This is a genomic window from Streptomyces sp. NPDC001668 (assembly GCF_042893155.1).
Classification (GTDB): domain Bacteria; phylum Actinomycetota; class Actinomycetes; order Streptomycetales; family Streptomycetaceae; genus Streptomyces.
In genome coordinates, this window is record NZ_JBIAUQ010000003.1 from 429,865 (window position 1) to 442,150 (window position 12,286).

The window sequence follows — 12,286 nt, forward strand, 5'->3', positions numbered from 1 at the left end:
CCTAACCAGGGCTACTCGGGGGTGACGTCCAGTGCGTGGCCGACGAGGGACAGGAGGGTCTCGATGACCGAGATCTTCCGCCGCGCGTCCATGATCATGACAGGTATGTGCGCGGGGATCGTCAACGCCTCCCGCACGTCCTCCGGTTCGAAGCGCTCACTGCCGTCGAAGTGGTTGACCGCCACGACGTAGGGCATCCCGCAGCCGTCGAAGTAGTCCAGCGCCGGGAAGCAGTCCTTCAGGCGCCTGGTGTCCGCGAGGACCACCGCGCCGATCGCGCCGCGCACCAGGTCGTCCCACATGAACCAGAACCGCTCCTGACCCGGGGTGCCGAAGAGGTAGAGGACCAGGTCGTCGTCGAGGGTGATGCGGCCGTAGTCCATGGCCACGGTGGTGGAGACCTTCTCCGGGGTGCCGGTGAGGTCGTCGACCTGCTCGCTGGCCTCGGTCATCAGCGCCTCCGTCTGGAGGGGCTCGATCTCCGAGACGGTGCCGACGAGCGTGGTCTTGCCGACGCCGAAGCCGCCGGCCACGACTATCTTCGTGGCGATGGGGGCCCGTGTACGGTCCGTCTGCCAGGACTTGAGGTTGTCGTCGGTGTCCTCGAACGCGAGGTCCCTAAAGGCGACGGAGTCCACTCAGCACCCTTTCCAGCAGAGCGCGGTCGGGACGGCCCGTACCGTGACCGGTCCCGGTGCCGTACACACGGATCTTTCCCTGGTCCGCGAGGTCGCTGAGGAGCACCCGGACCACGCCGAGCGGCATCTTCAGCAGCGCGGCGATCTCGGCCACCGTCCGCATGCGGCGGCACAGTTCGACGATGGCCCGCAGCTCCGGCATGACCGTCGAGCGCAGGGAGCCGTTGGTCAGCTCCCTGCGCTCCTCGGGCGCTTCGAGGGCCGCGACGAACGTCTCCACGAGGAGGACGTGGCCGAAGCGGGTGCGGCCGCCGGTCAGCGAGTACGGCCGTACCCGGGCGGCCTTGCGGTCGCCGCCGCGGACCGGGAGCTCGGGCCTGTTCGTCATCGGGCGCTCCCTGCCGCGTCGTGCTCCAGCGACTGGCGTAGCTCGCTGCGGAGTTCGGGGGTCAGGACGTGTCCCGCGCGGCCGACGAACAGCGCCATGTGGTACGCCACCACGCTCATGTCGCAGTCCGCGGAGCCGTGCACCCCGAGCAGCGAGCCGTCGCTGATCGACATCACGAACAGGCTGCCGTCGTCCATCGCGATCATGGTGTGCTTCGTGGTGCCGAAGTCCATGAGCTTCGCGGCGCCGAGGGTGAGGCTGCCGATACCGGAGACGATGGTCGCGAGGTCGGCGGAGGAGCCGCGCGGTCCTGCGGGCTTCCCGCCGCGGGCCTCGCGCGCCTCCGCGTTCCGCTCCGCGTCGGAGGAGAGCAGGAGCAGGCCGTCGGAGGAGACGACGGCGACGGACTGGACGCCGGGGACCTCCTCGACGAGGTTGGTCAGCAGGAAGTGGAGATTGCGGGCTTCACGACTGAGACCGAAGGTACTGGGCGCGGTCAACTGCTTGCCTCCTCGGCTGTGCCCCCCGTGGCTTCTTCGGATGCGGTGCGTTGTTCTGCGGCCGGCAGCTTGGTCTCGCCGGTCTGTTCCTGGATCTCCGCCTCCACGTCGCGGTAGCCGGCCTCCGCCCCCCGGCGGAAGCCGCCGAGCCTGCGGCGCAGGGCGTCGGCGTCCACGGACGCGTTGCGCTGCCGCGGGGCCGGGGCGGTGGGTGCGGTGATCTTGGGGGTGCGCTTGGGGAGGCCCTTGTCGGTGAGGGTCTCCTCCTCGTCGGCGCGGGTGTGTTCCGTCTCGGCCTCGCCGTCGGCGGCGGGTTCGGGTGCCGCGGGTTCGGGTGCCGACGGCTCCTGCGGTGCCGGGTCCGGCTGCACCGCGTCCGGCTCTCCCTGGGCCGGTATCGGGGCCAGGAGTTCCATGGTCGTCTCGGCGGGAGTCTCCGCGGTGGGCTCCGCGGTGGGCTCGGCGGTGGGCTCGGCGGTGGGCTCCGCCTCCGCGTGGCGTACGGCGTTCTCGGCCAGGGTCACCAGGGGGTCGCCGCCCTGCGAACGGCCGCTCAGGACATTGGAGTTGACCTCCGCGTCCGCGCCGGGCAGGGAGAAGGACCGGGTCTCGCCGGTGACCGGGCCGGTGCCGGCGGCCGGTACGGCGGACGTGGGCGCGGCGGTGAGCAGGGTCTTCGGGAGGACCACCACGGCGGCCACACCCCCCTGCTTCTGCTCGCGCAGCTGCACGCGCACGCCGTGCCGGTGGGCGAGGCGGGCCACGACGTACAGGCCGAGGCCCAGACCCTCGTCGCCCTCGTCGTACGACTCGTAGGCGGCCTCGGGATCGAAGTCGGCGAGGCGGGAGTTGAGGGTGGTCATCCGCTCGGCGGTCATGCCGATGCCCTCGTCCTGGACGGAGAGCATGACCTCGCCGCTCTCCAGCAGCCAGCCGGAGACCTCGACCGGGAGGTCGGGCGGGGAGAACGAGCTGGCGTTCTCCATCAGTTCGGCCAGCAGGTGGGAGAGGTCGTCGGCGGCGAAGCCCGCCACATGGGCGTGCGGCGGGAGGGCGGCGATGCGGACGCGCTCGTAGCGCTCGATCTCGCTGACGGCGGCGCGGACGACGTCGACGAGCGGGACGGGTCCGGCGCTCTGCTGCACGTGTTCGGTGCCGGCCAGGACGAGGAGGTTCTCGCTGTGGCGGCGCATGACCGTGGCGAAGTGGTCGAGCTTGAAGAGGGTCGCCAGACGCTCCGGATCCTGCTCGCGCTCCTCCAGGTTCTCGATGACGGCGAGTTGCCGCTCGACCAGGCCGAGGGTGCGCAGTGCGAGGTTGACGAAGGTGGCGCCGATGGTGGTGCGCAGCCGCTCCGACTGGGCGGTGGAGTCGGCGAGTTCGCTCTTGAGCTGCTCGCGGGCGTCCGCCATCTTCTGGCGCTGGCCGACCAGGTGTTTGCGGTCGGCCTCCAGGGTGGTGATCCGCTCGGCGAGTGCGACGGCGTGCGCGTGCAGGGCGTTGACGGAGCGGACGACCTGGGCGAACTCGTCGTTGCGGCCGGTGAAGGTGACCGCTTCCTCGGTGGTGGGGTCCTCGGCGCCGGCGAGCCGGGCGGAACCGCGGCGCAGCACGGACAGGGGCCGGGTGAAGGTGCGGGCCATGGCGGTGCTGATGCCGACGGCCAGCAGCATCAGGGCGCCGAGGATCGCGACCCGCAGCTCCAGGGCGGTGACGTCGTCGTCGCGCAGCTGGGCGAGTTCCTTGACCCGGCGGTCGAAGAGCGCTGACTCGGCACCGCGCATGAGGTCGACACGGGCGGAGAGGGCGGCGTCGAGCTTGCCGGCGCTGGTGTTCAGTTCGGCGTCGGTGAGGGTGGGCTGGTCGGTGAGGGTGGCGAGGTACTTGTCGGCGGAGTTGACCTCGGGGCCGGTGACGGTGGAGTCGTAGCTCGCCTTGGCGGCGGCGGGCGCGGACTCCTGGAAGTCGGCGAGAGCCGCGTCGGAGCGCAGCCGGGCCTGCTGGGCGGCGGCGCTGAGCGCGTCGCGCTGCGCGCCGTCGGCCTTCGAGGAGACCTTCCTGGTGCTCGTCAGGCCGGTGATCGGGTTGTAGTCGGTCTCGGTCGACGTCGGCACGCTGAGCGCCGCGAGCAGCAGTCCTCGGGTGGCGGCGGCCTGCTGGACGGCGGAGTCGAGCTCGGCGAGGGAGTAGGCCCCGGAGCCGGCGCGGGCCGGCATTCTCTCGGCCAGTTCCTCGGCGAGCCGGTGCAGCTCGGTGATGGCGGCGGAGTAGGCGTTGTGCGCCTGGAGCGCGGTGCTCTTGCCGGTGAGCGCGGAGCGCCGTGCGGCCGCGATGTCGTCGAGGGTGGTGCGCAGGGCCGTGGACAGGTCGCTGTCGGCGCGCAGTTCCTGGACCTGGCGGTCGACGCGGGCGCTCGACTGCTCGCCGGGCGCCTTCGACTTGAGGCGGCCGGCCGCGATGTAGGGGGTGACCTCGTCGCGTTCGTCGGCGAGCGCGTGGGCGAGGTCGAGGGCGTCCTGGGTCTGCTCGGCGAGCGTCACCAGGTCCTGGGAGTCGTGGAGGTTCCCGGAGGCGGTGACCAGGGAGGGGGCGCCGGCCCCGGCGATCGCGGCGGCCACGACGGCGACGGCGAGAATCAGCCGGGTGCGGACGTGGGTGGGGCGGCCCTTGCCGACAGGGGTCTCGGGGGCGCCGGGCGTGGGCTCCGCGCCGCTGCCGGAGGCCGTCTGCTTGCCTGTGCGACGAGGCCGCGTCTTCTGCACCGCTGCTCGCATTCCTGAACTCGTGATACCCATGGGCCCGGGGTGACGCTCCGTCAACTGGTGTGCACACCGGGGTACGATTCCCGACCCTCCCAGCGCCGGTGGGCGGTGGTCGCGCATCGCCTGAGCCGCCACCCGAAGGAGTGAACCCCGGAGGGGAGTTGGCGGGCAAGTTCCTGCGGCACGCGCACGGGCCGTGCGCGGAGGGCCGGTTGGACGCCGGCGAGGACCGATGGCAGTATTCGCCACCGCGCTTGCGCGGAGTGAGCCATTCCCTCCCAAACCTGGCGCCTGACCTGCGCGACTGCGGCAATTCCGAGACTGTTGGCGGTCTTTGACGAAGCTTGTGGAGGGCTCGTGCAGACTGGCCGAATGCGTACGGAACTTGTCTCGGATCCGGGTGATGCCGGGCGGCCCAACGAGGACTTCGCGAGCGTCGCGCTCCCCGCTTCCGGAGAGGGCGGCGTACTGGTCGCCCTCGACGGGGTGACTCCGCCGCAGGGTCCGACGGGCTGTCTGCATTCCGTCCCCTGGTTCACGGCGCGGCTCGGCGGGGCGCTGACCGAACTGGCCGTTTCGCTCATGGATGTTCCACCGGCCGAGGTGCTGTCCCGGGCGATCGCGCGCACAGCGGAGACACATGGTGAAGGTTGTGACCTTTCTCACCCGCGCACACCGCAGGCGACGGTGGTGATGGCGCGGTGGACTCCGGAGAGGGTCGAGTACCTGGTCCTGTCGGACTCGGCACTGCTGGTGGAGGGGCCCGACGGGGTGGTCACGCCGGTGCTGGACGACCGGTTGTCCCGTCTTCCGCGCGCCTCCCTGGCCACGGACGCGCTGATCGACGTCCACCTGCGCAACAAGGAGGGCGGCTTCTTCACGGCGGCGGCGGATCCGGCGGTGGCGGGGCGCGCGGTGACGGGGGTGCTGCCCAGGTCGTCGGTGCGCACCCTGCTGGCCCTGACGGACGGGGCGGCCCGCTGGGTGGAGAAGTTCCACGAGGGCGACTGGGGCGACTGCCTCACCCTCGTCCGCAAGGAGGGGGCCCGGGCCCTGGTGAACCGCGTCCGGGACCTGGAACGCGCGGACGCGCGCACCCGCACGTATCTGCGGCGCAGCAAGACCCACGACGACGCGACGGTGGTGTACGCGGAGCTGTAGGCCGGCCGCCGGCCGAACGGTGCGGGTCCTGACCACGCCGGTCCGCCTGCCCGCCCTGCTCGCCCTGCCCGCCCTGCTCGCCCGGACGGCCGGTTCCGGTCGACGGGCACCGAGCGGGGCACGCGCGCGACACGATCGGCGGAACGGCACGGCAGTCCTGACCGTCCCGGTCCGTGTCCGCCTGCGCGTCCGGACGGTCGGGCCGGTGCGCCGTCGGCGGGCGCCCACTCTGCGGAGCTGTCGCGGGCGACGAACGCAAGGCGGGTCCACGGCCGCCCCGGCACACCAGGCGGGTTTCGGCGCAGCGGCGCGGCGGTGCAGGAACCCGACCGCGCCGGTCCGCGGTCCGGGGCGGTGGCCGCGCACGGTCGCGAGCGCCGGGTGGGCCACGGTCACGGAACTCGCCACCCACCGCACCGGGCCCCGTCCACGGCCGACGAGGCCGACGAGAACACCACGCGCGCCTCCACGCCCTCGACGGTCCCGGAGGCTCCGCGCAACCCTCCGCGACCGGGTTACTTCTCCATGCCCCGGTTCAGCTGGTGCAGCAGTCGGGCCAGTTCCGTGACCTCTCGGGAGTCCCAGTGGGCCAGGCGGCCGGCGTAGCGGGCGCGGCGGGCGTCGCGGACGCGTTGGACGCGGGAGCGGCCCTCCTCCGTGAGGTCGACCAGCCAGGCACGGCCGTCCGCCGGGTCGGGTTCGCGGGCGACCAGGCCCAGGTCCTCCAGGGCGCGCAGCTGACGGGACATCGTGGCCTTGCCGACGCCGATGTAGGCGGCCAGTTCCGTGGCGCGCTGGCGGCCGCATTCATCCAGACGGACGAGCAGTCCGTATGCCGCCGACTCCAGGTCGGGATGGACCTCGCGGGCCATCTCCCCCTGGTTGGCCCGGGCGCGGCGCAGCAGGACGGTCAACTCGCGTTCGAGCGCGAGGAATCCGGGCTGGTCCACACCGTTCGGTGCCACCTCGGGCCCGCCCCGGCCCCCACCGCCGTTTCCGTCTTCGTGCACGTCAGTCCCTGCCTCGAATTTCCCGGTCGTGAAAGTTTCCGCCAAATTGCGCCATCGCCGCAGCTCCGTAAGTATTTCGCAGGGCTAGACCAACGGCAGCCTCCGGTCCCTCTTCCCGCCCCTCGTCCGCGTACGTAGCGTCTTGACCGAGCAGCGGCTGGCATGCGCACGCCAGCCCGGCACGGTCTTCCCCTGTTCCCCCCACCGAGCATCACCGAGCCTTCGGAGGCACGCCATGCCCGTGCACAGACCCGGCCAGATACGTCCCCGGCGCCTCTTCCTCGCCGGACTCCTGCTCACCGCCCTCTCCCTGCTCCCCACGGCCCCCGCCTCGGCCGCCGAAGCCCCTGGCACCCCCGAGGCCGCCGCCACCCCGGCCCGCGGCTCCGCCCAGATGGGTATGGGCGTCGTAGCGCATGACGGCCAGGGGGGCCTGCCCACCGGCACCCGTGCCGCCCAGACGGAGGGCGTCGACGTGGCCAGCTACCAGGGCAACGTCTCCTGGTCCACCCTCTGGAGCAGCGGGGTGCGCTGGGCGTACACCAAGGCGAGCGAGGGGACGTACTACACGAATCCCTACTTCAACCAGCAGTACAGCGGCTCCTACGACGTCGGCATGATCCGCGGCGCCTACCACTTCGCCACCCCGGACACCACGAGCGGTGCGACGCAGGCCAATTACTTCGTCGACCACGGCGGCGGCTGGTCCAAGGACGGCAGGACCCTGCCCGGCACCCTCGACATCGAGTGGAACCCGTACGGCGACGCCTGTTTCAACAAGTCGCAGAGCGGGATGGTCACCTGGATCCGTGACTTCCTGAACCAGTACAAGGCGCGGACCGGCCGGAACGCGGTCATCTACACCGCCACCAGCTGGTGGACCCAGTGCACCGGCAACTACAGCGGCTTCTCCGCCAACCCCCTGTGGATCGCCCGGTACGCCTCGACGGCGGGCACCCTCCCGGCCGGCTGGAGCACGTACACCATGTGGCAGTACACCTCGTCCGGGCCGACGGTCGGCGACCACGACCGCTTCAACGGCGCCCTCGACCGGGTGCAGGCGCTCGCCAACGGCTGACCCGCCCGCCGCGGACACGGCGAAGGCCCGGGCCTCCCTCACGAGAACCCGGGCCTTCACCTCATCCGGCAGCGCCCGTCACGCCGCCACCGGAACCTCCGGCGCGGCCTCGTTCGTCGCCGGGGCCAGCGCCAGCTCCAGGACCTGGCGGACGTCGGTGACGGCGTGGACGTCGAGCTTGTCCAGCACCTCCGCCGGGACGTCGTCCAGGTCGGCCTCGTTGCGCTTCGGGATGATGACCGTCGTCACCCCGGCGCGGTGCGCGGCGAGCAGCTTCTGCTTCACGCCGCCGATCGGGAGGACCCGGCCGGTCAGCGAGACCTCGCCGGTCATCGCCACGTCCGTGCGGACCAGGCGGCCGGAGAGCAGGGAGGCCAGCGCCGTCGTCATGGTGACGCCCGCGCTCGGTCCGTCCTTCGGGACCGCGCCCGCCGGGAAGTGGATGTGCACACCCCGGTCCTTGAGGTCGCCGACCGGCAGTTCGAGCTCCGCGCCGCGCGAGCGGAGGAAGCTGAGCGCGATCTGCGCGCTCTCCTTCATCACGTCACCCAGCTGGCCGGTCAGCGTCAGACCCGCCGCGCCCGTCTCCGGGTCGGCCAGCGACGCCTCGACGTAGAGCACGTCCCCGCCCGCTCCGGTGACCGCGAGTCCGGTCGCGACACCGGGGACCGCCGTACGGCGCTCCGCCGGGTCCTGGGCCGACTCGGGCACGTGGTGCGGCCGGCCGATCAGATCGCGCAGTTCCCCGTCCGTGACGGTGAACGGCAGCTCCCGCTCGCCCAGTTCGTGCTGCGCCGCGACCTTGCGGAGCAGCCGGGCGATCGAGCGCTCCAGGGTGCGCACGCCCGCCTCGCGGGTGTACTCGCCGGCGAGCTTGCGCAGCGCGCTCTCGTCGATGACGACCTCGTCCTTCGCGAGCCCCGCCCGCTCCAGCTGGCGCGGGAGCAGGTGGTCACGGGCGATGACGATCTTCTCGTCCTCGGTGTAGCCGTCCAGGCGGACCAGCTCCATACGGTCGAGCAGGGCCTCCGGGATGGCCTCCAGGACGTTGGCCGTCGCGAGGAACACCACGTCGGACAGGTCGAGTTCGACCTCCAGGTAGTGGTCGCGGAAGGTGTGGTTCTGCGCCGGGTCCAGGACCTCCAGGAGGGCCGCCGCGGGGTCGCCGCGGAAGTCGGAGCCCACCTTGTCGATCTCGTCGAGCAGGACGACCGGGTTCATCGAACCGGCCTCCTTGACGGCCCGCACGATCCGGCCGGGCAGCGCGCCGACGTACGTCCGCCGGTGGCCGCGGATCTCCGCCTCGTCCCGGACGCCGCCGAGGGCGACGCGGACGAACTTGCGGCCCATGGCGTGCGCGACGGACTCGCCGAGCGAGGTCTTGCCGACGCCGGGCGGGCCCACGAGGGCGAGCACGGCACCGCCGCGCCGACCACCCACGACCCCGAGGCCCCGCTCGCTACGGCGCTTGCGCACCGCCAGGTACTCGGTGATCCGCTCCTTCACGTCCTCCAGGCCCGCGTGCTCGGCGTCGAGGATCTGCTTGGCGCCCTGGATGTCGTAGGAGTCCTCGGTCCGCTCGTTCCACGGCAGTTCGAGGACGGTGTCCAGCCAGGTGCGGATCCAGGAGCCCTCCGGGGACTGGTCGCTGGACCGCTCCAGCTTGTCGACCTCCTTGAGGGCGGCCTCCCGCACCTTCTCGGGCAGGTCGGCGGCCTCCACGCGGGCGCGGTAGTCGTCGGACTCCTCGCCCTCCTGCTCGCCGTTGAGCTCGCGCAGTTCCTTGCGTACGGCTTCCAGCTGACGGCGCAGCAGGAACTCGCGCTGCTGCTTGTCGACGCCCTCCTGGACGTCCTTGGCGATGGTCTCGGCGACGTCCTGCTCGGCGAGGTGGTCGCGCAATTGCTGGGTGGCGAGCTTGAGACGGGCGACCGGGTCGGCGGTCTCCAGCAGCTCGACCTTCTGCTCGGTGGTCAGGAACGGCGAGTAACCGGAGTTGTCGGCGAGGGCGGACACGTCGTCGATGGCCTGCACCCGGTCCACGACCTGCCAGGCGCCGCGCTTGCGCAGCCAGGCGGTGGCGAGGGCCTTGTACTCCTTGACCAGTTCGGTGACGTGACCGGGCAGCGGGTCGGGGACGGTCTGGTCGACCGTCGTCCCCTCGACCCACAGGGCGGCGCCCGGGCCGGTGGTCCCCGCACCGATCTTCACCCTGCCCCGGCCGCGGATCAGCGCGCCCGGGTCGCCGTCGGCCAGCCGGCCGACCTGCTCGACGGTGCCGAGCACACCGGTGCTCGCGTAGGTGCCGTCGATGCGTGGCACCAGCAGGACCTTCGGCTTTCCCGGTTCCGAGCGGGCGGCGGCCTGGGCGGCCTCCACCGCGGCGCGGACGTCGGCGTCGTTCAGGTCCAGCGGGACCACCATTCCGGGCAGCACGACCTCGTCGTCGAGCGGCAGCACAGGCAGAGTGAGCGGTGTGGACGTCGAAGCCATGATCTCCCCTTCGGCAGTCAAGTTGAGCTATGCCGACTCAATGCATGCGCCGCTTCGAATGTTCCCCACCCGAGCGGCTGTTCGCTGTCGGCGATCACAGCTGCCGGAATGGCCGGTTCCGGCCCTATCGTCATCGCGTAATAGACACATACTGCAAGCGGTCATTACAGGGGATGTCATGGGCGGAGTCGTACAGGCGTGGGTGACCGGCTGGGTGGTGTCGCGCGGGGCGGCGGCGCCGGAGCGGGAGCCCTGGGGATTCACCGTCGACGTGGGGCAGGTGGCGCACGTGTCGCGGCACGTCTTCGACGCGCTGGGCGACGACGTGGACGAGGAGACCGTGCGCAAGGTGGCGGACGGGGTGACGGGGGCCGGGGTCTGGCTCAAGGTGTTCCATGACCCGGAGGTGGTCGGGGGCTGGCTGGGCGGGGGCTGGTGGGTGGACCCCGAGCCGGGCTACCTGATGACGGTCCCGTTCACCGCGCCGGCGGAACGGACCGGCCCCCCTCCCGGATACCGGCTGCGCACCTGGTCCGTCGGCGGAGTCACGCGCGTGCTCGTCGCCGCGCCCGACGGTTCCCTCGCGGCTCGCGGCCAGGTCGCCCCGACCGGCGCCACCGCCGTCTTCGACCAGATCGAGACCGTGGCCGCCCATCGGCGCCGAGGGCTGGGCAGCGTCGTCATGGGCACCCTCCAGGCCGCGGCGGCCGCCACGGGGGCGAAGACCGGCGTCCTGGCGGGGACGCCCGCGGGGCGGTGGCTGTACGAGTCTCTGGGCTGGCATGTGCAAGCTCCGCTCACCAGTGCGAAGTTCGTGGGACCGGACGCCGGGTGACCGCCCGTCACCGCCCGCGGGAAACCCGGAGGCGGCCTGGGACGCTCTCTGTCATGCTGCGCCGGTGATCGCCCCGACACCTCCGGGGGTTCCCGCCGGCCGCACGGCGGACAACGCCCAGCCGACGCCGGGTCTTCCCGAGGGCCTGGAACCGCGTCGGTGGCCCACCCCGGACGCCGGCGCCCCGGGTGGCTGAGAGCCACGGCCCGGCGACCAGCCGGCGGAACCTGCCCGCGCCGACCGAGGACGCGGGACGCGCACGCGGATCGGACGGATGCGGGAGCGGGGGGAGCCGGAGATGCGACCAGTCACCTCCACGCGCGCGTGCGAGGCGAGACGACCGAGAAGACCAAGGGAACGAACCGACCATGACCGCCACGGACACACCACCCCTCCTCTCCGCCTACGACGACCAGATGCGCGGCGCTCCGCCCACCCCGCCCGCCGGGGTGACGTACGAGCAGGACGGGCCGCTGCTGCGGATCGTCGGCCAGTTCCGCGGGTTCGTGAGCGGGCCGCGTGACCTCGGTCTGGAGGGCGCCGCACTCGACGAACTCATCGCGCGGCAACGTGACTTCTTCGCGGCGCGCGGCGAGGCCGTCGAGTGGAAGACCCGCTCCCACGACACCCCGGCCGACCTCACCGAACGGCTCCGCACGGCCGGTTTCGTGCCCGAGGAGCGGGAGACGGTACTGGTCGGCCGGGCCGCCGAGATGGCCGTAGGAGAGCCCGTGCTGCCGGACGGCGTCGCCGTGCGCCGGGTCACGGCGGACGCCGACATGCGGCGGATCGCCGCGATGGAGTCGGCGGTCTGGAGCCAGGACTGGAGCTGGCTCGCCGACGATCTGATCGGCCGGGTCGCCACCGCGCCGGACGACATCGCGGTGTACGTGGCCGAGGCGGACGGCGAAGTGGTGTGCGCCGCCTGGCTGGTGTTCCGCGCGGGCACGGAGTTCGCGAGCCTGTGGGGCGGTTCCACGCTCGCCGAGTGGCGGGGCAAGGGCATCTACCGTGCCCTCGTCGCCGTACGCGCCGCCCTCGCCGCCTCCCGCGGGGTCACCTACCTGCACGTGGACGCCTCGGACGACAGCGCGCCCATCCTGCGCCGGCTCGGCATGCGTGCGGTGACCACGACCACGCCGTACGTCTGGACCCCGCCCGGTCTCTGACACCGCCCTGTGCCGAGCCGCCGAGCCGCCGGGACCCGGAGGCCGCGAGCCGAGTTTTTGGCGCCGTGGACGCCGCGGTGAGCGCGGAACGGCGAGGAGTCGGCCCTCGTTCCGGGCGAGCCCTCCCAGCAGCGATGCCGCACCTGCCGGGGAGGTCACCGGTCCTGCCCCATTCCCGGGGCCCCGCTCCCGACGCCATACTGTCGGCCGACTCGCTGGAAGCGGCGCGGACTTCACGCGGGCAGACGCCGA

The 12,286-nt window shown here is 72.4% G+C and carries 10 protein-coding genes; 4 read left to right on the top strand and 6 right to left on the bottom strand.

The window, feature by feature from the left end; genetic code table 11:
- Window positions 1-11: 11 nt before the first annotated feature.
- From ACFYZ8_RS11625 to ACFYZ8_RS11640, 4 genes are read right to left on the bottom strand one after another with little or no spacing between them, the layout of a single operon-like run.
- Window positions 12-638: an ATP/GTP-binding protein gene (locus ACFYZ8_RS11625; protein WP_359033669.1), complete on the bottom strand. Its 627-nt coding sequence runs from the start codon at window positions 636-638 to the stop codon at window positions 12-14.
- On the bottom strand, window positions 619-1,026 hold the full coding sequence (locus tag ACFYZ8_RS11630) for a DUF742 domain-containing protein (RefSeq protein ID WP_388534555.1): 408 nt from the start codon (window positions 1,024-1,026) through the stop codon (window positions 619-621). The genes ACFYZ8_RS11625 and ACFYZ8_RS11630 overlap by 20 nt, the downstream gene beginning before the upstream one ends.
- Window positions 1,023-1,526, bottom strand: a complete 504-nt coding sequence (locus tag ACFYZ8_RS11635) for a roadblock/LC7 domain-containing protein (protein WP_359033673.1) — start codon at window positions 1,524-1,526, stop codon at window positions 1,023-1,025. Before ACFYZ8_RS11635 ends, ACFYZ8_RS11630 begins: the two co-directional genes overlap by 4 nt.
- A complete protein-coding gene (locus tag ACFYZ8_RS11640) occupies window positions 1,523-4,288 on the bottom strand; it encodes a nitrate- and nitrite sensing domain-containing protein (RefSeq protein ID WP_388534558.1) in 2,766 nt (921 codons plus the stop codon). The genes ACFYZ8_RS11635 and ACFYZ8_RS11640 overlap by 4 nt, the downstream gene beginning before the upstream one ends.
- A gap of 372 nt (window positions 4,289-4,660) precedes the next feature.
- On the opposite strand from ACFYZ8_RS11640, the gene ACFYZ8_RS11645 reads away from it, so the two are divergent.
- Window positions 4,661-5,449 carry a protein phosphatase 2C domain-containing protein gene (locus ACFYZ8_RS11645; protein WP_388534561.1) on the top strand — a complete coding sequence of 263 codons (789 nt, stop codon included), beginning with the start codon at window positions 4,661-4,663 and terminating at the stop codon, window positions 5,447-5,449.
- A gap of 515 nt (window positions 5,450-5,964) precedes the next feature.
- Here ACFYZ8_RS11645 and ACFYZ8_RS11650 read toward each other — a convergent pair.
- Window positions 5,965-6,459 carry a MarR family transcriptional regulator gene (locus tag ACFYZ8_RS11650; protein WP_359033679.1) on the bottom strand — a complete coding sequence of 165 codons (495 nt, stop codon included), beginning with the start codon at window positions 6,457-6,459 and terminating at the stop codon, window positions 5,965-5,967.
- 235 nt (window positions 6,460-6,694) lie between these two features.
- On the opposite strand from ACFYZ8_RS11650, the gene ACFYZ8_RS11655 reads away from it, so the two are divergent.
- Window positions 6,695-7,537 (top strand): lysozyme, encoded by an 843-nt coding sequence (locus ACFYZ8_RS11655; protein ID WP_388534564.1) that lies wholly within the window; start codon window positions 6,695-6,697, stop codon window positions 7,535-7,537.
- Window positions 7,538-7,615: 78 nt separating this feature from the next.
- Here the strand turns inward: ACFYZ8_RS11655 and lon are convergent, their stop codons facing one another.
- A complete protein-coding gene (lon, locus tag ACFYZ8_RS11660) occupies window positions 7,616-10,030 on the bottom strand; it encodes an endopeptidase La (protein ID WP_388534567.1) in 2,415 nt (804 codons plus the stop codon).
- A 178-nt stretch (window positions 10,031-10,208) separates the two neighbouring features.
- On the opposite strand from lon, the gene ACFYZ8_RS11665 reads away from it, so the two are divergent.
- On the top strand, window positions 10,209-10,865 hold the full coding sequence (locus ACFYZ8_RS11665; protein ID WP_359033685.1) for a GNAT family N-acetyltransferase: 657 nt from the start codon (window positions 10,209-10,211) through the stop codon (window positions 10,863-10,865).
- A gap of 368 nt (window positions 10,866-11,233) precedes the next feature.
- Window positions 11,234-12,034: a GNAT family N-acetyltransferase gene (locus ACFYZ8_RS11670; protein ID WP_388534570.1), complete on the top strand. Its 801-nt coding sequence runs from the start codon at window positions 11,234-11,236 to the stop codon at window positions 12,032-12,034.
- Window positions 12,035-12,286 lie beyond the last annotated feature (252 nt).

Excerpts from the sequence above, each read along its gene's own strand:
- ACFYZ8_RS11630 (WP_388534555.1), bottom strand. The coding sequence starts at position 1,026 with ATGACGAACAGGCCCGAGCTCCCGGTCCGCGGCGGCGACCGCAAGGCC.
- ACFYZ8_RS11645 (WP_388534561.1), top strand. The coding sequence starts at position 4,661 with ATGCGTACGGAACTTGTCTCGGATCCGGGTGATGCCGGGCGGCCCAAC.
- ACFYZ8_RS11655 (WP_388534564.1), top strand. The coding sequence starts at position 6,695 with ATGCCCGTGCACAGACCCGGCCAGATACGTCCCCGGCGCCTCTTCCTC.
- lon (WP_388534567.1), bottom strand. The coding sequence starts at position 10,030 with ATGGCTTCGACGTCCACACCGCTCACTCTGCCTGTGCTGCCGCTCGAC.
- ACFYZ8_RS11665 (WP_359033685.1), top strand. The coding sequence starts at position 10,209 with ATGGGCGGAGTCGTACAGGCGTGGGTGACCGGCTGGGTGGTGTCGCGC.
- ACFYZ8_RS11670 (WP_388534570.1), top strand. The coding sequence starts at position 11,234 with ATGACCGCCACGGACACACCACCCCTCCTCTCCGCCTACGACGACCAG.